Raw genomic sequence first — 22371 nt, forward strand, 5'->3', positions numbered from 1 at the left:
TGGCGCGTAGTAGCGGGATGGCACGATTGGGCGACTGGCTGGAACCGCACCCGCACGGGATCTACGTGAAGCCCGCGGATGCGTGGATCGATCCGTCGGAGCCCGTGGCCAAGGCGCTGGTGACGCATGGCCATGCCGATCACGCACGCGGCGGGCATCAGGCGGTGTGGGCGACGCCGGAGACGCTCGCGATCATGGACGCGCGCTACGGGCCGCAGGCGGGGCATGCGGTCGCCTATGGCGAGAGCATCCGGATGGGGGAGGTCGACGTCGGCTATGTCCCCGCGGGCCATGTGCTGGGGTCGGCGCAGATCGTGCTCGATTATCGCGGCGAACGGGTGGTCGTGTCGGGGGACTATAAGCGGCGGCCCGACCCGACCTGCGCGGCGTTCGAGCCGGTGCAGTGCGACGTGTTCGTCACCGAGGCAACGTTCGCGCTGCCGGTGTTCCGCCATCCCGATACCGGCGACGAAATCGACAAGCTGATCGCGCGGCTGCACGCCAATTCCGATCGCTGCGTGCTGGTGGGGGCCTATGCGTTGGGCAAGGCGCAGCGGGTAATCGCCGAATTGCGCGAGCGTGGGCATGACGCGCCGATCTACATTCATGGCGCGTTGCAGCGTTTGTGCGACCTGTATGCCGAACATGGCGTGCGGCTGGGCGAACTGTTGCCGGTCGCCGACGCGAAGAAGGCGGACATGGCGGGGCATGTCGTGATGTGCCCGCCCGGCGCGCTCAACGACCGCTGGTCGCGGCGGCTGCCCGATCCGATCACCGCGATGGCGAGTGGCTGGATGCGGGTGCGCCAGCGCGCGCGGCAGAAGAACGTCGAATTGCCGCTGATCCTGTCCGATCATGCCGACTGGGACGAACTGACGACCACGCTGACCGAGATCGCCCCGCGCGAAGTGTGGGTGACGCATGGCCGCGAGGAGGCGCTGGTCCATTGGTGCGAACAGCGCCAGATTAAGGCGCGCGCGCTGGCGCTGGTGGGGTTCGAGGATGAGGACGATTGAGGGTGTCCGTCCCCGGCTCCGCATCAACCGGGGGTTAACGCCGCTGCGATAGCGCCGTCCATATCTGCGAAAAGGACGGTAACGATGCGGATATGGCCCTGTCTCCTGCTGCTGGCGATTGCGCAGCCCGCCTGGGCGGGAGGCGACGAGGCGCCGTATTACGGGCCGGCGAAACGGTGGCACGGCATCGGCTACAAGCTGGGCTGCGAAGACCGGATCGCAAAGGACGGGTCGTGGCAGATCGAGACCGCCGTGCGCGGTCGCGACGAGGCAATCGACATGGCGCTGTATCGGGCTGCGGAGCGGGCGCGCGACGAGGGTTATCGCTACGTGATGTTGCTTGGTGGCAGGAGCGTGACGTCATACGGCATAAGCAGCGCGACGCTGTACGCGCGTCCGAGCCATGAGGCGGTCGCGCCGGTCGGCTGCCGGTCGCGCAAGGCGACGACCTGTTACACGGCCGACGTGGCGGAGGTGCTGCGCATCCTGGGCGGGCCGGACGGCACGCAGCCCGGTGTCGCGATCGTCGATCACCGCGACGAATATGGCCGCGAGGTCTTCCTGTCGGGCTATGGCACCGGCGCAATCGCCGCGCTGGCGGCCGGTCGGCCCGGCGGATCGACGATGAAGACCATCGACGGGCGCCTGGTTATCATCGAGTCGGCGCCTGCCGTGCCGCGGGGGGTGATGCCCGCCGCGCCTGTCGCGCCGGTAGCCGCTGCACGCGTATCGCCCCCGCCCGCGCGGCCGATCGAGATCGTGGCGCTGTCGCAGGTGCCGGCTCCGCAGGGGAGCGATCGGTGGACCGCAGACGAGAATTTCCGCCGCGCGCGTGAGGCGAACCAGCCGGTGCGGGGTCGGGACGCCTGTCAGGGGTGGACGATCAGCGACTGACCGGGGACGGGCTGTCGCAGGTCTTCACGTCGTCACCCCAGCCTTGAGCCGGGGTCCCGCTTATTCCGCAGTCGAGGAAGGCTAGGTGGGATTAACCCCCCAACGCCCGCGCGCGGCGGCGTTGTACCGAGCTGCCGATGCCCATCGCTTCGCGGTATTTGGCGACGGTGCGGCGGGCGATGTCGAAGCCTTTGGCCTGGAGCAACTCGACCAAGGTGTCGTCGGACAGGATCTTGACGCCTTCGCCGGCGATGAGCGCGCGGATCGCGCTTTTGACCGCTTCGGCCGATACCGCGTCACCGCCGTCGGCGGCCTGGATCGCGCTGGTGAAAAAGTATTTGAGTTCGAAGACGCCGCGCGCGCAGCTTAAGTATTTGTTGCTCGTCACGCGGCTGACGGTCGATTCGTGCATCTCGATCGCCTCGGCGACCTTGGCCAGCGTCATCGGTTTGAGGTGCGAGACGCCTTGCAGGAAGAAGGCTTCCTGCTGCTTGACGATCTCGGTCGCGACCTTGATGATCGTGCGCTGGCGCTGGTCCAAAGCCTTGATCAGCCAGTTGGCGGAGGCGAGGGCGTCGGACAGCCAGGCCTTGGAACTCTTGTCCTGCGGGCCGTGGCTGAGTTCGTGATAATAGCGGCGGTTGACGAGGACGCGCGGCAGCGTCGCGGCGTTGAGTTCGATGCCCCAGCCCGCCTTGGTCTTCATCACGAACAGGTCGGGGGTGACGGCGGGCGCGGGTTCGCCGCCGTAGCGGCAGCCGGGCTTGGGATCGTAGCTGCGCAGCTCGCGGATCATGTCCGCCATGTCTTCGTCGTCGACACCGCACATGCGCTTGAGGCGGGCGAGTTCGCCACGCGCGAGCAGATCGAGATTGTCGATCAGCCGCGCCATGCAGGGATCGTAGCGGTCCGCCTCCTTCGCCTGGAGCGCGATGCATTCGGCGAGGTCGCGCGCGCCGACGCCGGTGGGGTCGAGCGTCTGGATTTGCGCGAGGACGCGTTCGACGCGGGCGATTGCGGTGCCGAGGCGATTGGCGATGTCGAGCAGGGGGACGGTGAGGTATCCCGCCTCGTCGATCTGATCGATCAGATGCTGGGCGATGAACCAGTCGGGGCCGTCGATGACCGCACCGGCCTGGGCGAGGAGATGGTCGGCGAGGCTCTTGTCGCCCTCCGCAAACGAATCGAAATCGATGCCGTCTTCGCCGCCGATGCCGCCGCCGCCCGATCCGCCGTTGAGGCCCAATGCCCCATCGAAGCCGCCGCCGCCGTCGGCGACGCTATCCTGCTGGTGGCTTTCGGTGGCATAGTCGACGTCGAGCGGATCGGCCTTGGCGGCACCGGTGACGAGGTCGTCGGCGCCGGCGGGCTCGTCCCGCTCGATGCGTTCGGGGCGGACGACCTCTTCGGTCTGCGCGGCTTCGAGCAGCGGGTTCTTCTCGATCTCTTCGGCGATGAAGCCTTCGATTTCGAGGTTGGACAGCGCGAGCAGCTTGATCGCCTGCTGCAGCTGCGGCGTCATTACCAGCGATTGCGACTGGCGGATGTCGAGGCGGGGGGCGAGGCTCATGACACGCCCCTATTCCTCCCCCGCCAGGGGGAGGTGGCGCGCGCAGCGCGACGGAGGGGGAGGATAGGCCGCATCCGTTTCGGGCCCTCCCCCTCCGTCAGCCTGACGGCTGCCACCTCCCCCTGGCGGGGGAGGACTGATGGGGAGGCCGTCTTCATATCCCTACAGCGAGAAGCCCTCGCCGAGGTACAGGCGGCGGACGTTGGCGTCGGCGACCAGTTCTTCCGGCGAGCCGGCGAACAGCACACGGCCGTCGTAGATGATGTAGGCGCGGTCGACGATGTCGAGCGTTTCGCGGACGTTGTGGTCGGTGATCAGCACGCCGATGTCGCGGCGCTTCAGGTCCTTCACCAGATCGCGGATGTCGGCGATCGAGATGGGGTCGATGCCGGCGAAGGGTTCGTCGAGCAGCATGATCGACGGATCGGCGGCGAGCGCGCGGGCGATTTCGGCGCGGCGGCGCTCGCCGCCCGACAGCGCCATGGCGGGACTGGTGCGCAGGCGGGTGAGGCCGAATTCGTCGAGCAGTTTGTCGAGCTTGGCGGGGCGCTTGGACTTGTCGGGTTCGGAGAGTTCGAGGACCGCGCCGATGTTCTTTTCGATCGACAGGCCGCGGAAGATGCTGGTTTCCTGCGGCAGATAGCCGAGGCCCAGGATCGCGCGGCGGTACATCGGCAGGCGGGTGATATCCTCGCCGTCGAGCATGATGCGGCCCGAATCGGGCTTCACCAGCCCCATCACCGAATAGAAGCAGGTCGTCTTGCCCGCGCCATTGGGGCCGAGCAGGCCGACCACCTCGCCGCGGTCGACCGAGACGGAGACGTCGGTGAGGACGACGCGCTTGTCGTAGGACTTGGCGATCGAGATCGCCTGCAGGCCGCGGTTGGCGGGCGCTTCGTGGATCGCTTCGGCGGTCTGAAGGTCGGTCACGGCGTCCATCGGCTGATGCCTCGCATCAAAGGGTTAGTAGAGCGTTGCGCGTTGGCAAGGTTCGTGCATGCGGGCCCGTCATGGCGCGGGGAGCGCGCGGAGGGAAGCCCCCTTGCGATGGGTGGGGGCGGGCGTGGCTCATTCCTCCCCCGCCAGGGGGAGGTGGCGCCGCCGAAGGCGGTGACGGAGGGGGAGGTGAGCGGCGTGCCTCGGTATGAAGGGGGCCGCTTACCTCCCCCTCCACCATTCGGCTGGCGCCGAACGGTCCCCCTCCCCCTGGCGGGGGAGGAATTTGGGAAAGTCAGTTGCGCTTCGGGACCGAGAAGGTGCCCGTCACGCGGCCGTTGGGGGCGGCGCTGGTCGTCGCGCCCGGAGCGCCGGCGGAGCCTCGGACCGAGGAGCCGTCGATCACCGCGCGGCCGGTGTCGAGGTTGATGGTCAGGCGACCGCCGTTGACGGTGTTGCCGCCCTGCGTCAGCGTGACCGCGCCGAGCATCGTGATGACGCGGCGGTTGAGATCGTAGATGGCATATTGCGCCTTGGCGGTCTGGTCCGGGCGCTTGACCGTGACGCCGCCGCTCGCGTCAAGACGCGAGACCTGCGGGTTTCCGCCGATCACCTGGCCCGTGTAGAACACCGTCATGCGCGCCGCGGTGAGCGTCATTTCCGCCTGGCGGACATTGACGTTGCCTGACAGGACCGCGCGATTCGCCTTGTCCTGCAATTCGATCGTGTCCGCGCCGAAATCGATCGGCGCGTTCGAATTGTGCGCGGTCTGCGCGGCCAGAGGGGCGGCCACAGCGAGGACGGCAGGGATGAGGAAAGGGAGCGCGCGCATGGGCGGCTATTTCGTCCTTCCCGGCACGATCCGCAAGCGGGCATTGCCGGTGAGCCGCACGGTGCGATCGTCGAGGTTCGCGTTCAGGCGATCGGCGCTGAAATTCCCCTGCGTGACGGTGCCGGTGACCTTGCCGTCGCTCTGCATCGTCTTGGATTTCAGATCGATCGTCGCGTCGCTGGTATCGAGGCGATAGTTGTTGGGCCCGCGCACCGCGATCGGCCCGTCGACCTTCATCTGTTCGGTCTTGAGGTCGTAGCGCCCCTGATCGGCGCGCAGCGTCGCCGGGCCGTCCTGCAATTGCAGGTCCGCGGCCATGCGGTTGATCTCGACGATCGGCACGCTGCTGCTCTGCTGCACCGCCGAACCGGCGTTGAGCGTGAATGCCTGCCCCTTGTCGTCCTGCCCGCGATAGGTCGCGGCCTGCAGCTTCATGCGTTCCTTGGCGACCTCGACCTTGTTCTTGTCGAGCACGAAGGAAACTTCGTTGCTGGCGGTGAGCGGCGCCATGACGAGAAAGGCGGCGAGCACGCCGATCGCGATCGGCAGCCCGCTGTTGAGCAGGGTGATCAGCCGGTCGTGGCGGCTGCCGGGCGCGGCCCAGCGCTGGCGTGCCGTCCGCACGCGCGCGAAGCCGTCGCCGGTCGCCGCCATCGACTCAGGCATGCGCGAAGATGTCGATTTCGGGCCAGCCGGCAAGGTCCAGCGCGGCGCGAGTCGGCAGGAAGTCGAAACACTGCTGCGCCAGCTCCATGCGGCCTTCGCGGATCAGGCGGCGGTCCAGCTCGGTCTTCAGGCGGTGGAGGAAGCGGACGTCGCTGGCCGCATAATCCTTCTGCGCGTCGCTGAGCTCGGGCGATCCCCAGTCGGACGATTGCTGCTGCTTGCTGAGTTCCTGCCCCAGCAGTTCGCGGACCAGTTCCTTCAGACCATGGCGATCGGTGTAGGTGCGGATCAGGCGCGAGGCGATCTTGGTATCGTACGCCGGCGCGGCGACCACGCCGAGATAATGCTGGACCGCGGCGATATCGAAGCGGCCGAAGTGATAGAGCTTCAGGCGGGCCGGATCGGCGAGCACCGCCTTCAGGTTCGGTGCGGCATAATCGCTATCGGGGCCGAAGCGCACCAGATGTTCGTCGGGGCCGCCATCGGACAGCTGCACGACGCACAGGCGATCGCGGGGCGTGATCAGGCCCATGGTTTCGGTGTCGACGGCGATCGATGCGCCGGGAGCGAAGACGTCGGCGGGGAGGTCTTCCTCGTGGAAGTGAACGGTCATGCCGCAGCCCTACGCGGCTCCGCGGCGCGGCTCAACGATTAACATTGTGTCACCGAAACATCGCGATACGCGCGCATCAAAGCGATAAACGTGCTGTGGCGGCCACAATGGGCAAGTATCGGCACGACTTGCACCCAAGATACGACGAATTTGTTCGCGGGGACTTGTAATGTGCGCTATGGCAGGTCCCAAGGCGCAATAGGTTTGGCGCCCGGAGGCTCGCGTTCGTCGTCCGGCGCACGGGTTCTTCGACGGATTGGATGCGGGCGAACCGGGAAGACGAATAGGGTTATGAGTTACGACAAAGGTGGCCGCGGCAATCGTGGCGGACGTGGTCGCGACAAGCGCGACGGTTTCGGCGGCGACGATTTCGGTGGCGGCAGCAGCTACGGCGGCGGCGGCTTCGGTGGCGGCGGCTTTGGCGGCGGTGATCGTGGCGGCTTCGGCGGTGGTGGCTTCGGTGGCGGCGGCTACGGCGGCGGCGACCGTGGCGGCTTTGGCGGCGGCGGCGGTGGTGGTTTCCGCGGCGGCGGTGGCGGCTTCAGCGGCGGTGGCCGCGGTATGCCCCCGCAGGTCGTCGGCGAAGGCACCGGCGTGGTCAAGTTCTTCAACGCGCAGAAGGGCTTCGGCTTCGTCGTCCGTGATGACGGCGGCGAAGACGTGTTCGTCCACATCTCGGCGGTCGAGCAGGCGGGCCTCAGCGCGCTTGCCGAAGGCCAGCCGCTCGGCTTCACGCTGGTCGACCGCGGTGGTCGCATCTCGGCAACCGAGCTGAAGATCGACGGCGAGCCGATGGCGGTGACCGAGCGCGCGCCCCGCGAGCCGCGTGAAGGCGGCTTCGGCGATCGCGGCCCGCGCGCCGGCGGCGCCGGTGGCCCGCAGCGCCAGTTGACCGGTGAGAAGGCGACCGGCACGGTCAAGTTCTTCAACGCGATGAAGGGCTTCGGCTTCATTCAGCGCGACGACGGCCAGCCCGACGCGTTCGTTCACATCTCGGCCGTCGAGCGCGCCGGCATGGGCACGCTGAACGAAGGCGACAAGCTGCAGTTCGAACTCGAGGTCGACCGTCGTGGCAAGTATGCCGCGGTGAACCTGTCGCCGGCTTCGTAATCGTCCCGATTCGCTAATGTGAAAGGCCCGGCCCTGCGATCCGCAGGTGCCGGGCTTTTTGCGTTTCGGGGGCGGAGCGTGTGCGCGGTGTGGAGGCCGATCTGGTGTTCGGCGCGACTGCCGTCACGGCCAGGCCCCACGGCTGATTGCATTCGGCCCGTTGGCTCGGTCCTCCCCCCCCTCGCGGGGGAGTTCGCATACCGCAGGCATGACGGAGGGGGAGTGGGGTAGCGCCCTGTGATCCGAACGTTCCTGTCCTCCCGCTCCGTCACCGCCTCGGGTCGATCATGCCCCCGGCATGATCTTGAACGGCCGGGGGCCGTTCATCCCGATGCGCCCTGGCGGGGGAGGACCGCCGGTCTGTTGGTAATGTCGATCGAGCCGGGTTCATCACATCGGAAGGGTCGCCACGGGCAAAGCACGTCCTTTGCCCGCGCCTCGTCTTTCATGACCGATGGCCTGCATGCGGTAGGCGGCGCGGTCTTTGCCGAAGCGTAGCGGCGAGCACCGCCTGCTTTTTGCGTTTTTCGGGCGGGCGTGCGACGGCATGTGCCGATGATGGCACGATCTTCTCTGGCGGCGATCGCCGCGGCGGTGGCGGTTCTGGGCGCGGCGGGGGCGGCCGTGTCGCGTCAGGCAGCGACAACTTCGCAGGCCACCCGCACCAGCGCGCCGCGTACGCCTGCTGCACCGCCTGCCGCTCAGGCTGTTCCCGCGGCCGACGCCGAATCGGGCGTGCCGGTCTATGCCGCCGATGTGGTGGCGCGCTTCCCGCATGATTCGGGGGCGTTTACCGAGGGGCTGCTGTTCTGCGGCGGCGCGCTGTACGAAAGCACGGGCAAGGAAGGCGCCTCGGATATCCGGCGGGTGACGCTGGACGACGGCAAGGTGGTGGCGCGCGCGCGGCTGTCGCCCGACCTGTTCGGCGAAGGAATCGCCTGCTGGCAGAAGAGCCTGGCCAGCGTGACGTGGAAGACGGGGATCGGATTCCGCTGGGCGCTGCCGGCGTTGACGCAGACGGGCAAGCCGTTCCGCTACACGGGCGAGGGCTGGGGCATGACCAGCGACGCGACGTCGATCCTGCTGTCCGACGGCACGCCGGTGCTGCGGCGGATGGACCCGGTGCGCTTCGCCGAGCGCGGGCGGATCGCGGTGACGCTCAACGGGCGACCGCTGAAGAATCTGAATGAGCTGGAATATGTCGGCGGCAAGATCCTGGCCAATGTCTGGATGAGCGGGTTCATCGCGCGCATCGATCCGGTGAGCGGCAAGGTGGAGGCGCTGATCGACCTCAGGCCCCTGATCGCGGAGATCAACAATCCCGATCCCGACGCGGTGGCGAACGGCATCGCGTACGACGCGGCGCACGACCGGCTGTTCGTGACGGGGAAATATTGGCCGACGCTGTTCGAGATCAAGCTGGGCGACGAGGTCGGCCGGGCGCGGTAGAGGTCTTTTCCAACCGTCATCCCGGCCGTGAGCCGGGATCCCGCTTCTTCTTCTGCGGCGGCGGTGGAAAGCGGGACCCCGGATCAAGTCCGGGGTGACGAGGGGGTGCTAATCACCGGCCGGCGAGATAGCGGGCGAGCGGGTCGATCATCTCTTCGGGAATGCGGCGGGCGATGACGGGCATGGTCGCGTGGCTCTTGCGTGCGTCGACCACGGTGTCGTCGCCGCGCCAGTGGCGCAGGCGCTGGGCGATGTAGCTCGCACGCTGGCCGGCGAGGACGGGATAGGGTTTGCCGGGAGCGTGGCAGCTGGCGCAGGCGGGCAGTTGCTTTGCGGGCAGGCCCTGCTCGACGATACGCGCGGCGGCGGCATCGGCGTTAGGGATGGGGCCGGGCGCGGCGCCTAGGCCGGGCATGGCGGCATAGGCGCGGGCGGCGGCGCGCATCTGTTCGGGCGTCATGCGCATCGCGACCTGCTGCATCACCGCGCTGGAGCGGGTGCCGTTGGCATAGCCTTGCAGCGCGGCGAGCAGCGCCGCCTGCGACTGGCCGCCGAGGATCGGCATGTCGGGCGCATTGCGACCGCGTCCGTCGCTGCCATGGCAGCCGGCGCATTGGAACAGCGGCGCGGCGGGGTCCGCTGCGCCGACCAGCGCCTGATATCGTGCGGGCGTCATGCCGGGCAAGCGACGGATGAAGGCGACCATGCGGCGCACCTCGTCGCGGCGGTCCTGCACCGCCCAAGCGGGCATGCCGGTATATTTGACGCCGTGCTGGAGAATCCAGAACAGCTGTTTGTCGGTCCATTCCTTCGCGTTGATCGCGAGGTCCGGCGCGGGCGGGGTGGCGGCCTGCATGACGGGCGAGGGCTTCACGCCGGGCGCGCCGTGGCAGACCGCGCAGGAATTGGCGAAATGGCCCGCCGCGCTGACGAGGCTGCGCGCGTCGGCCGGGTCGTCGGGCGAGGTGAAGGCGGCATGCGTGCGCACCGAGTTGCGCATCGCCCAGTGGAGGAACCAGTCGGTGATCTTCCAATGGCTGGACGAGGCGGCGAGGTTCATCACGCCCGACCAGGCGAACAGCATGCCCGCCGCGCCGAGCAGCACCAACGTGAGGATGGCGCGCACCCAGGTGATGCGGATCGTCATGCGGGCGCTCCCTCGCGCGGCTGGAGCAGGCGACCGAGTATCGCCAGCCCGCCGATCAGATAGGCGATGCCGCCGACGAGCAGCATGACGACGCCGGCGAGTTGCTGATCGGCGAGCGCGTCCGCTCCGTGATGCATATACAGCGGCCGCGGCGCGAGGCCGATCAGCGCGCCGAGCAACGTCATGTGCATCGACGTGACGAGCAGTGCCGCGACGCCGGCCGCGCGGTGGCGGGGGGCGAGGACGGCGGACCAAAGCAGCAGGCCAGCGGTGAGGAACATCGCCTGTTCGACCGCGAGCCACGCCGGCGCGTGCGCGACGAGGCGGCGCAGCGCGGGGACATGCCAGCCCCATACCACCACCGCCTCGACCAATGCGGCGGCGAGTGGGGTGGCGAGGCGGGGGACCAGCACGGCGGGGTCGTAGCGGCTGCCCTGTACTCCCAGCGCGATCAGCGGCGCGGCGATGGCGACGGCGATCATGTGCGCCGCCATGTGGCCGGTCATGCCGAACGGGCTGAGCACCCAGCCGACCGGCACGAGCGCAAGGCCTGCGAACAGGGGCGCGCGGCTCATCGGCAATCGCTCAGCACGATGACGGGGGCGGCGGTGAAGAGCACGGCGACGAAGCTCAATCCCGCGAGCAGCATCGTCGCGTACGCGAGGAATCGCAGGCGGTCGATGTCGGTGCCTTCGTTGTGCGGCGGCGGATCGCCGGGCGTGCGCGACTGCTGCCAGGCGATGACGCCCGACGCGACGATGACGAGCAGGGCCGCGACGGTGCCGATCGCGAAGGCGGTGGGGAAGCGCGCCCATTGCCCGAGCTTCGCGCAGGACACCGCGGCCCAGAGGTAGGAAAAGAGGAAATGCACCGCCCAGGTGGTCGGGGGGACGATCAGCGTCCATAGTGTGACGCGCAAGCTGCGCGCGCGGGTGAGGAGGCGCTTCACAGCCCTGCCTCCGGGAACAGGCCGACCGTCAGATAGGTGACGAGCGCGGTGAGCGCGAAGAAATGCTGGTAGACGGTGATGTTGCGCAGGTCGGCGTCATGCGCAGGGGCCATCCTCCGCGCCAGGCTGCGCGCGAGCGTGTAGAGCTGCATGACGATGCCGACGCCGGCGTGGACGGCGGTCCAGATGATCAACACCCAGACGATCGCGGGGTAGACGTTCGCCTTGGGATCGAGGCCGTCGAGCGATCCCAGCGCCGCGACGATGCTGGCGAGCGCGACGGCGGCGCCAGCGACGAGTGCCACGCGGGCGAGCGTCACGGCGCTGCGGTGGTTGAGCTCACGGGCGGCGACGGTCGCGGCCCAGCTGGCAAGGCTCAGGCCCAGCGCCAACAGCGGCCCACTGGCGCCCGGTCCGGCGAAACCCGCGCCGAAATCGGGGTGGATCGTCCAGTAGAAATAATAGCCGAAGACGAGGCCCGAAAAGGCGGTGGCATCGGCCATCATCGTGATGAACATCGCCCACCAGCCGGGCGCGGCAGGGCCGGAAATGTAGAGCGGCATCGTCATGCCGTGGCCGATCGGTTTGTCAGGCTTTTCGGGGATTTCGGCGGTGTCCCACAGCCACCACAGCACGCAGGCGAGCGTGACGACGCCGCTGGCCGCTGCCGCCAGGTAGAGGTGGTAGGTGGTGAGGATGAACACCGCGCCCAGCGCGACGGCGGTCATCATCGGCTTTACGCTGGGCGTGCCGAGGCGGATGACCGAGACGGGCTTGGCATCGAGGACGGAGGTGATGATCGTCTCGCGCCGGCCTTCCTCGGCATCGGGCAGGAAGAAGCGGCCTTCGTCGACCTTCTGCACGAAGTTCTTCTGGTCCCAGATCGGATAGCGGCTTTCGATCAGCGGCACGGAGCGGATACCCCAATCCTCGTCATCGGGGTGCGCCAGCCATTCGAGCGTGCCGGCGTTCCACGGGTTGCGCGGCGCCTTCCTACGCGTCGGTGACAGCGCGAGGTCGAGCACGAGTACGAGGACGCCGGTTGCGAACAGATAAGACCCTGCGGTCGAGGCGAGGTTGAGCCAGCCGATATTGAGGTCGGCGGGGTAGGTGAAGACGCGGCGCGGCATGCCTTCGAGGCCGGACAGGTGCATGGGCATGAAGGTGAGGTTCACGCCGACGAACATGATCCAGAAGGCGATGCGGCCGAGGCGGTCGCTGAGCTTTTTGCCGGTGATGAGCGGCCAGTAATAATAGAGGCCCCCGAACAGCGGCAGCAACGTCCCGCCGATCAGCACGTAATGGAGGTGCGCGACGACGAAATAGGTGTCGTGCGCCTGCCAGTCGAACGGCGCGATCGCGACCATCACGCCGGTCAGCCCGCCGATGACGAAGATCGCGAGGCTGCCGCTGGCGTAGAGCAACGGCGTCGACCATTTCACCTTGCCCGCCCACAAGGTCGCGATGAAGGCGAAGATCTGCACGCCGGTAGGGATCGCCACGGCTTCGGACGCGGCGGAGAAAAAGGCGAGGCTGATCTTGGGCAGGCCGGTCGCGAACATGTGGTGGACCCACAGGCCGAACGACAGGAAGGCGGTGCCGACTGCCGCCAGCACGATCCATGGATAGCCGAGCAGGTGGCGCTGCGCGAAGGTGGGGATCAGCATCGCGAACAGGGCGATGCTGGGCAGGAAGACGATATAGACTTCGGGGTGGCCGAAGATCCAGAACAGGTGCTGCCAGAGCAAGGGGTCGCCGCCCTTGGCCGCATCGAAGAACGGCCAGCCGAGCAGTCGCTCCATTTCGAACAACAGGTCGCCCGCGATCAGCGGCGGGAAGGCGAACAGGATCATCACCGCGACGACCAGGATGTACCAGGCGTAGAGCGGCATCAGGTTGAGGCGCATGCCCGGCGGGCGGCACTTCAGGACGCCGACGATCAGTTCGACCGCGGCGGCGACCGACGAGACTTCGATGAAGCTGAGGCCCAGCATCCAGATGTCGGCGCCGAGGCCGCTGAGGTCGGTGCGCGTCGTCAGCGGCGGGTACATGAACCAGCCGCCATCGGGCGCGGCGTTGAAGAAGATCGACCCGCCGACGAAGACGCCGCCGAGCAGGAAGCTCCAATAGCCGAAGGCGGAGAGGCGTGGGAACGGCAGGTCGCGCGCGCCGAGCAGCTGCGGCAGCAGGATGATCGACACCGCCTCGAACATCGGGACGGCGAACAGGAACATCATCATCGAGCCGTGCAGCGTGAACAGCTGGTTGAAGGTATTCGCCGAGACGAGGTTGTTGTCGGGCACCGCCAGCTGCGTGCGCATGATGAGCGCGAGTACGCCGGCGAACAGCATGAAGCCGAAGGCGGTCAGCGTGTACCACACGCCGATGCGGTTGTTGTTGACGTCGGTCCAGCGGAAGAACCACCCCGTCGGCGCCTTCCACACCGCGCGCAGGCGCTCTTCCTGTGCGGCGCGAAGCTGCGGATCGTCTTGCGCGTGGAGGCTCATTTCAGGCCCTCGAGATAGCGGGCGATGGTGGTGGCCTCGGCTGGAGTGAGTTGCGGGAAGGCCGGCATGCGGACGCCGGGCTTGGTCTTTTCCGGATGGCGGATGAAGGCGGCGACGTTGGCGGTCGTCATCGGCAGGATGCCGGCGGCGAGCGTGGGGCGGTTGCCGAAATGGGTGAGGTCGGGGCCGATGCGGCCTGCGGGGCCGGCGCCGCGGACGGTATGGCAAGCGTTGCAGCCGTTCTGCGCAAACAGGCGGGCGCCGTCGCTTTGGGACGTGGCCGGGCGGCGTTGGTCGGCAAGCCAGGCGTCGAACGCCGTAGGCTCCATCGCGATGACATCGAGCGCCATCAGCGCGTGGCTGAGGCCGCAGAATTCGGCGCATTGGCCGCGGTAGCGCCCGGCCTTGTCGGCGCGCACGACGAGCGTGTTGGTGCGGCCGGGAATCATGTCCATCTTGCCGGCGAGGCCGGGGATCCAGAAGCTGTGGACGACGTCCGCCGCGGTCAGGCGGAAGGCGACGGTGCGACCGACGGGGATGCGGATTTCGTTGGCGGTCTCGACCGGTGCGGCACCGGCGGGACGATAGGTGACGCGCCACCAGAATTGCTCGCCATCGACCGCGACCTGCAGATCGGCGGGCGCGATGGGGCGGGGGCGCATGAAGGGGAGCGAGTAGACGAGCAGGCCGAGCAGCAGAATTGTGGGGATGATGCCGCCGAGCCACAGGACGAGGCGCATGCCGCCGCGCAGGCCCAGCTCGCCTTCGGGCGCGCGCACCGCATGGCGCATCAGCAGTGCGAGCGCGCCGGCGATCACGACCGCGCCGGCGAGCATCAGCAGGAACAGGTGGCGGATGTCGGCGGCGTCGGCGCCGAACGGCGCGAGCGTCGACTGATGCGTGTTGCAGCCTGTCAGCAGGATGCAGCCGCCGGTAATGATGAAGCCCCTGATCCCCCGCATCGATGCCGAACGCTTCGGGGCCGAAACGGTTCGAGTTCAATCGTGTAAGGAAAGATTGCTGGGGGTGGGGGCCTCTTCTTCGTCATTCCCGCGGAGGCGGGAATCCAGACGCGCAGGTCTTCGATAGAGCCGCACCGTCAGAGGTTCTGGATTCCCGCCTGCGCGGGAATGACGGTGTGGGGGTGGCGAGGTTCCACATATCGGGCGGGCTGAATCGGCGGACGACGTCGTCGGAGCCGAGACGCAACGGCTTGACCCCTGCCGCCGCGCGGACGATGCGCCCGCGGCATGACTGCACATACGCTCGGCCTCGATTTCGGCACCACCAATTCCGTCGCCGCGGTGGCGCGCGGGGGGCAGGCGGAGCTGGTGACGCTCGACGCACCCGATGGCGCCGACGCGGTGTTCCGGTCGGCGCTGTGCTTTTGGGAGGACGAGCGCGGGCGCGGCGGCGTGCTGTCGGAGGCGGGGCCGTGGGCGATCCGCGAATATCTCGACTTTCCGCAAGGCAGCCGCTTCCTCCAGTCGTTCAAATCGGTGGCGGCGAATGCGAGCTTCGATACCGCGCCGGTGTTCGATCGGCGGATGCGCTTCGAGGAGCTGGGCCAGCTGTTCGTCGCCAAGATGGCGGCGCGGGCGAAGGGCGCGATGGCACGCGCCGATCGAGTCGTCATCGGCCGGCCGGTGACGTTCGCGGGCGCCAAGCCCGACGAGGCGCTGGCGAAGGCGCGCTACGATGCGGTGTTCGCGCAATTGGGCGCGGAGGTGCATTACGTCTACGAGCCGATGGGCGCGGCGTTCAGCTATGCCGAACGATTGAGCGAACCGGCGACGATCCTGGTCGCCGACTTCGGCGGCGGCACCAGCGACTTTTCGGTGGTGCGGATCGCGGCGCCGGGCGCGGGGCGGCGGTGCGAGCCGCTGGGCCACGCCGGCGTCGGCATCGCGGGCGACCGCTTCGACCGGCGGATCGTCGAGCATCTGGTGATGCCGATGCTGGGCAAGGGCGGCACCTATCGCTCGTTCGACAAGGTGCTGGAGATTCCGGGCGGTTATTTCGCCGACTTCGCGGACTGGTCGCGCCTGGCGCTGATGCGCAACCGCAAGACGCTGGCCGAGCTGGAGAAGCTGCGCCGCAACGCGACCGACCCGGAGGCGATCGGGCGGATGATCGCGGTGATCGAGGAGGAAGAAGGATACCACCTCTACGACGCGGTCGGGCGGCTGAAGCGCGCGCTGTCGGCGGCGGAGGTGGCGGAGTTCCGCTTCGAGGGCGCGGGGCTGAACATCGCGGCCGAGGTGCGGCGCGCGGATTTCGAGGCGTGGATCGCGCCCGATGTCGCGCGGATCGATGCGGCGGTGGATCAGGCGCTGGTCGCGGCGGGCGTTGCGGCGGAGGGGATCGACCGGGTGTTCCTGACCGGCGGTACGTCGCTGACGCCGCGCATCCGGCGGTTGTTCGCCGAGCGGTTCGGCGAGACGCGGCTGGCGACGGGCGGCGAGCTGACGTCGATCGCGCATGGCTTGGCGCTGATCGGGCAGCAGGCGGATGTCGGGGTGTGGGCGGTGTGATCCTCCCCAAGTCCTCCCCCGCCAGGGGGCGGGGGACCGTTCGGCGTCAGCCGAATGGTGGAGGGGGAGGAAGCGGCGGATCACGTGACGAAGGACACCGTTGACCTCCCCCTCCGTCACCGCTTCGCGGCGCCACCTCCCCCTGGCGGGGGAGGAATTGGGGTGGCCGGGGTTGCCGCCCGCCTCATCCACGTTAGCATGCGGCAACATCCCTGCCGGAGATCCTCGATGCGTCGTTCCGTTCTGCTGCTGTCCTCGATCGCACTTCTGTCGGTGGGGGTGCAGGCCCAGACGCAGACGAACCCGAACCTGCCGCCGCCGGGGGGCGATATCCCGGCGAAGTTCGTGCTGCCGACCGCCGATCACGATTACATCAAGCGCGACGTGATGATCCCGATGCGCGACGGGGTGAAGCTGCACACCGTCATCGTCATCCCGAAGAATGCGACCAATGCGCCGATCGTGCTGACCCGTACGCCGTACAATGCCTCGGGCCGTGCCAACCGCAGCGATTCGCCATCGATGGTCAATGCGCTGCCGCTGTCGGACGAGATCTTTTCGAAGAACGGCTATATCCGCGTCTATCAGGACATCCGCGGCAAATACGGGTCGGAGGGCGAGTATGTCGTGACGCGCCCCGTTATCGGTCCGCTCAACCCGACCAAGGTGGACCACACCACCGACGCCTATGACACGATCGACTGGCTGGTGAACAAGGCGAACCTGCCGCAGTCGAACGGGCGCGTCGGCATGATCGGGTCGAGCTACGAGGGCTTTACCGTCGTCATGGCGCTGCTCCATCCGCACCCGGCGCTGAAGGTCGCGGCGCCGGAAAGCCCGATGATCGACGGCTGGATGGGCGACGACTGGTTCCATTACGGCGCGTTCCGCCTCGCCAACATCGCCTGGATCGGCGGACAGACTGGCTACAAGAGCGGCGGGCCGCTGCCGCCGACCGGCGGGTGGGACGATTACGACAATTTCCGCACCGGTTCGGCGGGGGATTGGGCGAAGAAGTCGGGCTACGACCAGCTGCCCTATTGGAAGCGGATGTCGGACCATCCGGCCTATGACGCCTTCTGGCAGGGACAGGCGCTCGACAAATTGCTCGCCGCCAACCCCTCCAACGTGCCGACGATCTGGGAACAGGGCCTGTGGGACCAGGAGGATATGTATGGCGCGATCACCAGCTGGGAAGCGCTGAAGGCGAAGGGGAAGACCGGCAACAACTTCCTCGTCATGGGGCCGTGGCGGCACAGCCAGATCAACCGCGAAGGGCGCAGCCTGGGGCCGTTCCAGTGGGATGGCGACACCGCGGCGCAGTTCCGCGAGCAGATGGTCCTGCCGCTGTTCGACCAGTATCTGAAGGACGGGCCGGCGGCGAACCTGCCGACCGCGGCGATCTACAACACCGGCGAGAACCACTGGGACCGGTTCGCCAATTGGCCGCTCGCCTGCGACAGCGGCTGCGCGTCGCCGCTGAAGCCGATGTACCTGCAGGCGAACGGCGGGCTGGGCTTCGACACCGCGGCGGTGGGGGGTGACAGCTATGTCTCCGATCCGTCCAAGCCGGTGCCGCACCTGCCGCGGCCGGTGAATTTCGACGACGGGCGCTGGGGCGACTGGCTGGTCAGCGACCAGCGCCACGCCGATGGGCGGCCCGACGTGATGACGTACATGACGCCGGTGCTGACCGAACCGATGCGCGTCTCGGGTGCGCCGATCGCCGACCTGTATGCGACGACGACGGGGACGGACGGCGATTTCGTCGTGAAGGTGATCGACGTCTTGCCCGCGCAGAATGCGACCGATCCGAAGATGGGCGGGTATCAGCTGCCGATCAGCCTCGACATCTTCCGCGGGCGCTATCGCGACAGCTTCGCCAAGCCGAGCGCCATTCCGGCGGGCAAGGTGCAGCATTACCGGTTCCGCCTGCCGACGGTGAACCACGTGTTCCAACCGGGGCATCGCGTGATGGTGCAGGTGCAGTCGAGCCTGTTCCCGCTCTACGACCGCAACCCGCAGACGTACGTGCCGAACATCTTCTTCGCCAAGCCGGGGGATTACCGGAAGGCGACGGTGACGATCGAGCGCGGCGGCAAGACACCGAGCGCGGTGCTGCTGCCGGTGGTGCCGGTGGAGCAGGCGCAGGCGAAAGCGCAGTAATCCCTTGTCACCCCGGACGTGATCCGGGGTCCCGCTTTTGCCGCCGCTGAAAGACGAAGCGGGACCCCGGCTCTTCGGCCGGGGTGACGGCGTGGGTTAGTTGAGGGGCAGCGTCACGCGGAATGTCGTCGGCTGCGAATCGACCAGCGTGATCGTGCCGCCGCCGGCTTCGAACAGCGAGCGCGCGATGGGGAGGCCGAGACCGGTGCCGCCCTGCCGGCGGCGGGTGGTGAAGAAGGGTTCGAACAGGCGGGCGGCGTCCGCGGGCGCTATGCCGGGGCCGTCGTCGTGGATGGTGAGGACGGCCTGCGCCTCGTCCACGGAAGCCTCGATCCGCACTGCGTGGGCGCCCGCTTGCCGCGCATTGTCGAACAGCGTCGCCAGTGCCGTTTCGATCGTCGTGGCGGGGAGCGCGACCGGCGGGATCGGGCCGGGTGTGACGTCGACCGCGAAGCTCGCCCCCCGCACCGCATCCGCCGCGCGGGCGATCACGCTGGCGGGATCGGCGCAGGGCTCGCCGGGTGCGGTCATGTCGGCGCGGGCGAGGTCGAGCAGGCGCGTCGTCAGCAATGTCAGCCGCTGCGCATCGGCGTCGACATTGGCGAGGAAGCGGGTGCGGTCGGCCGCGGCCATGTCGGGATGGTCGTGCAGCAGCTCGATCGCGCCGCGGATGCCGGCGAGCGGTGTCTTGAACTCGTGGCTGACCGCATAGGCGAAGTCGCGCAGGTAGCGCGAGCGATGCTCGATCGCGGCGGTCATCGCGGCGAAATCGGCGTAAAGGCCCTGGATCTCGATCGCGGCGGTGGGCGGCACCTCCGGCACGCTGCCGCGGCCGCTGGCGACGGCGCGGGTCGCTTGGCCCAGGCGCTCGATCGGGCGGGTGACGCCGCGCGAGATGACGCCGCTGATGACGATCAGCAGGCCGAAGATCGCGGCGATGCCGATCGCGATCTTGCCGCGATCTTCATACAGGCCGCGGAACAGCGCGCGAGCGGTGCGCGACAGCAGCAGCACGCCGACGACGCGGCCGTTCACGACGATGGGGCGGGCGTGGTGGATGCGGATCGCGGCGGCGCGGCTGAGCCATTCGAAGCGATAGACCGCGCGATAGGCGCCGTTGCGGCGGAGCGTGGTGGCGGGCCGGCCGTGCAGCGCGGCGGCGACTTCGGGCAGCGCGGCAAGGCTGCCGCCGCCATTGACGAGGCGGCCGCCCCGGTCGAGCAGCAGGATCGAGGCAAGCGTCGTCATCTGGGTCGCGCGCAGCACGGGGGCGAGGGTGTGCGCGGCGGCGACCGCATCCGGGGCGGGCGCGGGCGCGGGCGTCGGATCGGGACGTTCGGGCAGGATCGGGGTGAGGCTGAGGTCGACACCATATCCGGGCACGACGATGCGGGCCGGATAGAGCGGCGTGCCCGGTGTCGCGCCTGGCCAGTCGGCGGCGGCGGCGGCAGCGAGCGCGGCGCCTTGCGCGACCAGCTCCGCTTCGGTCTGGCGGACGAGCGTGTTTTCGTAGACGCGCAGGAACACCGCACCGAAGCCGGGCAGCGCCGCGACGACGAACAACGTCGCGAACAGGATCGTGCGCAGCCGCAGGAGCGGCCAGTGGCGCTTCGCCCAGTCCTTCAGCGCGATGATCACGCGCCCGTGCAGGGGCCCAGGCGGTAACCGATGCCGGCGCGCGTTTCGATCAGATCGGCAGCGCCTATCCCCGCGAACTTGTGGCGCAGGTTGCGGATGTGGCTGTCGATCGTGCGGTCGGTGATTGCGAAGCCGGGTCCGTGCAACCGGTCGATGATCGCGTCGCGGCTGAAGACCTTGGCGGGCATCGAGGCGAGCAGGCGCAGGATCGAAAATTCGGTGACGGTCAGGGCGACCTCTGCGCCGTCCCAGGCGGCGCACCAGCCGTCGAGGTCGAGGGTCAGGCGGCCGTGGCCGAGCGTGCGCCCCTCCTCGACCTGCGGCGGGCGGGCGGCGGTGCGGCGCAGGATCGCCATGACGCGCGCGACGACTTCGCGCGGGGAGAAGGGCTTCACAACATAATCGTCGGCCCCCAGTTCGATGCCGAGCACGCGGTCGATCTCGTCGTCGCGGCTGGACAGGAACAGGATCGGCGTGTCGCCGCCGCCATCCTTGGCGCCGCGAAGCCGGCGGCAGACCTCCAGCCCGTCCATGCGCGGCATGTTGATGTCGAGGATGACGAGGTCAGGCTTGTGCGTCTGTACCATCGCGAGGCCCGCCTCGCCGTCCGCCGCCTCGACCGGCGACAGGCCGGCCTTGTCGAGCGCGAAGGCGAGCAGCTGGCGGATATGGGGATCGTCGTCGACGATCAGCACGGTGCGGGGCATCGGGCACAGGATCATCGTTGCGGGGCCTTCGTCAATGGGGCGGGCGTCGATGGGGCGGGTGCGGGCTGGGGCGGCGGTTCGATGATGCCGCACCGGCGGCCGTCGGGCGCGGGGCGCAGGCGCGGCGGGGTGGCGCCCATCATCGCCTCGACGCTGGCGAGGCGGCGGGCGCCCCGCCATGTCCAGCCGCGTGAACTGCTCTGTTGCGCGGTGAGCGTCCGCTGCGCCTCCCAGCGGATCGAGGCGATCGCGTCGCGCGCGGCGGGGTCGCGGGCCGCCTGCTCTAGCCGGGCAAGCGGCAGGATCGCGGACGGGCCGAGCGTGTCGAGATAGCACAGGTCGAGGTCGGCGAGCGGCGTGTGGCGGCGGATCGCCATGTCGACATTCCAGGCGGCGGCGGTGGCGCGTAGATCGACGAGGGTGCAGCCCGTCAGCACGACCGCGGCGGCGAGTGCGTTGGCGTTGACCAGCCATGCGCTCGATCGGCCGGCGAGCAGCCGCCACAGGATCAGCACAAGGCCGGTCGCGACCAGCGCCATCCAGATCAGCGCGGACAGGCGCAGTACCGTCATCGAATAGGCATCGACATAATCGAGCGTGCGCAATGCGCTGGACGCGACCAGCAGCACATTCTGGACGATCCACAATGTCACCAGCCGGCGTATCGCAGGGCTCGCCGCACCGGGGCTGCCCGGGCGGAGCGTCACCAGCACGAACAGCCCGGCGAGCAGCGCGGTGACGATCAGCGCATAGGCGCCGCGATGCGCATAGTCCGCCATCGTCACGCCGGCGGGCAGGGGCGCGCCGCTCCACAGGAAGGCGAGGTCGAGCGCGTTCTGGATCGCGAAGATCGTGTTGAAGGTGGCGAGCGACAGGATCAGCGTCGCGCTACCCACTTGCGGCAGGGCCAAGGTGGGCAGCGTCCCGTCCCAGCCGGTGCCGCGCGGATCGGGGCGCAGCGTCGCCCACACCGGGAGCAGCACGACGATCGCGATGACGCCGCGGAACAGGACGACGCCGATATCGGGCAGGACCATGCCGGCGAAGGCAGATTCGATCAGTGGATTGGCCTGGGCGAACAGCGTCAGGAACAGCGCGCCGCCCGCGATCGGCAGGGCCAGCGTGGCGGCGACGGCGCCGGGGCGGATGCCGGGACGGGCGCGGCGCGTGCGGGCGCGCGCGGTGAGGGCGACGTCACGAATCGGCAGCAGCAGCGCGGTCAGCCCGGTCCAGGCAAGGCGCAGGCCCCAGGCGATCGCGGTGTCGAAGCGTCGCCGCGGCAACAATGCGGCGAGCACGATTGCGACGAGGAACAGCAGCACGGCGAGCGCGCTGGGATCGTCGAACAATGCGGCGACGAACAGCGTGGCGGCGGCAAGCGCGACCTGCGCCGCGCGGTTGCGGCGGACGGCCGGCCGGGTCGCCACCAGCGCGACGATCCAGGCGAGCGCGGCGGTCCACAGGAAGGCGGCGGCGTCGAGCACCAGCGCTTCGACGAGGCAGATCACGGCGGCGGTCGCCGCGATCTTGGCGGACAGGGTGGAGAGACGGTGCGGCATGCGGGCATCCTGTGCGAGGGGCGCGGCAGGGATGGCGGGCAGGCGTCGAGGCGCGATGGCGCGGGGGGTGCTGAGGCG

At 68.7% G+C, this 22371-nt stretch carries 19 protein-coding genes; 6 read left to right on the forward strand and 13 right to left on the reverse strand.

The window, feature by feature from the left end; genetic code table 11:
* Positions 1 to 17: 17 nt before the first annotated feature.
* Both GGR47_RS00235 and GGR47_RS00240 read left to right on the forward strand, forming a co-directional pair.
* Complete coding sequence (locus GGR47_RS00235; RefSeq protein WP_147035109.1) at positions 18 to 1016, forward strand: ligase-associated DNA damage response exonuclease; 999 nt, start codon at positions 18 to 20, stop codon at positions 1014 to 1016.
* 84 nt (positions 1017 to 1100) lie between these two features.
* On the forward strand, positions 1101 to 1910 hold the full coding sequence (locus tag GGR47_RS00240) for a hypothetical protein (RefSeq protein WP_147035111.1): 810 nt from the start codon (positions 1101 to 1103) through the stop codon (positions 1908 to 1910).
* Positions 1911 to 2001: 91 nt separating this feature from the next.
* On the opposite strand, the gene rpoN is transcribed toward GGR47_RS00240, so the two are convergent.
* The 5 genes from rpoN to GGR47_RS00265 form a co-directional block, all read right to left on the reverse strand.
* Positions 2002 to 3480, reverse strand: coding sequence for an RNA polymerase factor sigma-54 (rpoN, locus tag GGR47_RS00245; RefSeq protein WP_147035113.1), 1479 nt, complete (start codon positions 3478 to 3480; stop codon positions 2002 to 2004).
* Positions 3481 to 3642: 162 nt separating this feature from the next.
* Positions 3643 to 4419, reverse strand: coding sequence for an LPS export ABC transporter ATP-binding protein (lptB, locus tag GGR47_RS00250; RefSeq protein ID WP_043061280.1), 777 nt, complete (start codon positions 4417 to 4419; stop codon positions 3643 to 3645).
* Between the two features lie 292 nt (positions 4420 to 4711).
* Positions 4712 to 5248, reverse strand: coding sequence for an LptA/OstA family protein (locus GGR47_RS00255; RefSeq protein WP_017977296.1), 537 nt, complete (start codon positions 5246 to 5248; stop codon positions 4712 to 4714).
* Positions 5249 to 5254: 6 nt separating this feature from the next.
* Complete coding sequence (gene lptC, locus GGR47_RS00260) at positions 5255 to 5914, reverse strand: LPS export ABC transporter periplasmic protein LptC (protein ID WP_082049345.1); 660 nt, start codon at positions 5912 to 5914, stop codon at positions 5255 to 5257.
* Positions 5907 to 6527, reverse strand: a complete 621-nt coding sequence (locus tag GGR47_RS00265) for a ribonuclease D (protein WP_043061250.1) — start codon at positions 6525 to 6527, stop codon at positions 5907 to 5909. Before GGR47_RS00265 ends, lptC begins: the two co-directional genes overlap by 8 nt.
* 291 nt (positions 6528 to 6818) lie before the next feature.
* Here GGR47_RS00265 and GGR47_RS19250 point away from each other — a divergent pair, with 291 nt between their 5' ends.
* Positions 6819 to 7637 carry a cold-shock protein gene (locus tag GGR47_RS19250; RefSeq protein ID WP_183949402.1) on the forward strand — a complete coding sequence of 273 codons (819 nt, stop codon included), beginning with the start codon at positions 6819 to 6821 and terminating at the stop codon, positions 7635 to 7637.
* A 555-nt stretch (positions 7638 to 8192) separates the two neighbouring features.
* On the forward strand, positions 8193 to 9086 hold the full coding sequence (locus GGR47_RS00275; RefSeq protein ID WP_147037132.1) for a glutaminyl-peptide cyclotransferase: 894 nt from the start codon (positions 8193 to 8195) through the stop codon (positions 9084 to 9086).
* Between the two features lie 112 nt (positions 9087 to 9198).
* On the opposite strand, the gene GGR47_RS00280 is transcribed toward GGR47_RS00275, so the two are convergent.
* From GGR47_RS00280 to coxB, 5 genes are read right to left on the reverse strand one after another with little or no spacing between them, the layout of a single operon-like run.
* Positions 9199 to 10233: a c-type cytochrome gene (locus GGR47_RS00280; RefSeq protein WP_147037131.1), complete on the reverse strand. Its 1035-nt coding sequence runs from the start codon at positions 10231 to 10233 to the stop codon at positions 9199 to 9201.
* Positions 10230 to 10808 (reverse strand): cytochrome c oxidase assembly protein, encoded by a 579-nt coding sequence (locus GGR47_RS00285; protein ID WP_147037130.1) that lies wholly within the window; start codon positions 10806 to 10808, stop codon positions 10230 to 10232. Before GGR47_RS00285 ends, GGR47_RS00280 begins: the two co-directional genes overlap by 4 nt.
* Entirely contained in the window at positions 10805 to 11182 is a 378-nt protein-coding gene (locus GGR47_RS00290) for a hypothetical protein (RefSeq protein WP_147037129.1), read from the reverse strand. Before GGR47_RS00290 ends, GGR47_RS00285 begins: the two co-directional genes overlap by 4 nt.
* Positions 11179 to 13689, reverse strand: coding sequence for a cytochrome c oxidase subunit I (ctaD, locus tag GGR47_RS00295; RefSeq protein WP_147037128.1), 2511 nt, complete (start codon positions 13687 to 13689; stop codon positions 11179 to 11181). Before ctaD ends, GGR47_RS00290 begins: the two co-directional genes overlap by 4 nt.
* Positions 13686 to 14651, reverse strand: a complete 966-nt coding sequence (coxB, locus tag GGR47_RS00300; protein WP_147037127.1) for a cytochrome c oxidase subunit II — start codon at positions 14649 to 14651, stop codon at positions 13686 to 13688. The genes ctaD and coxB overlap by 4 nt, the downstream gene beginning before the upstream one ends.
* Positions 14652 to 14939: 288 nt before the next feature.
* On the opposite strand from coxB, the gene GGR47_RS00305 reads away from it, so the two are divergent.
* Positions 14940 to 16223 (forward strand): Hsp70 family protein, encoded by a 1284-nt coding sequence (locus tag GGR47_RS00305; protein ID WP_147037126.1) that lies wholly within the window; start codon positions 14940 to 14942, stop codon positions 16221 to 16223.
* Between the two features lie 228 nt (positions 16224 to 16451).
* A complete protein-coding gene (locus GGR47_RS00310; RefSeq protein ID WP_183949404.1) occupies positions 16452 to 18389 on the forward strand; it encodes a CocE/NonD family hydrolase in 1938 nt (645 codons plus the stop codon).
* 96 nt (positions 18390 to 18485) lie between these two features.
* Here the strand turns inward: GGR47_RS00310 and GGR47_RS00315 are convergent, their stop codons facing one another.
* The 3 genes from GGR47_RS00315 to GGR47_RS00325 are packed head-to-tail and all read right to left on the reverse strand — an operon-like array spanning position 18486 to position 22293.
* Positions 18486 to 20027 carry a sensor histidine kinase gene (locus tag GGR47_RS00315; protein ID WP_147036477.1) on the reverse strand — a complete coding sequence of 514 codons (1542 nt, stop codon included), beginning with the start codon at positions 20025 to 20027 and terminating at the stop codon, positions 18486 to 18488.
* Positions 20024 to 20749: a response regulator transcription factor gene (locus tag GGR47_RS00320; RefSeq protein WP_147036476.1), complete on the reverse strand. Its 726-nt coding sequence runs from the start codon at positions 20747 to 20749 to the stop codon at positions 20024 to 20026. Before GGR47_RS00320 ends, GGR47_RS00315 begins: the two co-directional genes overlap by 4 nt.
* Positions 20746 to 22293: a DUF4153 domain-containing protein gene (locus GGR47_RS00325; protein WP_147036475.1), complete on the reverse strand. Its 1548-nt coding sequence runs from the start codon at positions 22291 to 22293 to the stop codon at positions 20746 to 20748. The genes GGR47_RS00320 and GGR47_RS00325 overlap by 4 nt, the downstream gene beginning before the upstream one ends.
* Positions 22294 to 22371: the final 78 nt, after the last annotated feature.

Source organism: Sphingomonas aquatilis, assembly GCF_014196115.1.
GTDB classification, from domain to species: Bacteria; Pseudomonadota; Alphaproteobacteria; order Sphingomonadales; family Sphingomonadaceae; genus Sphingomonas; species Sphingomonas aquatilis.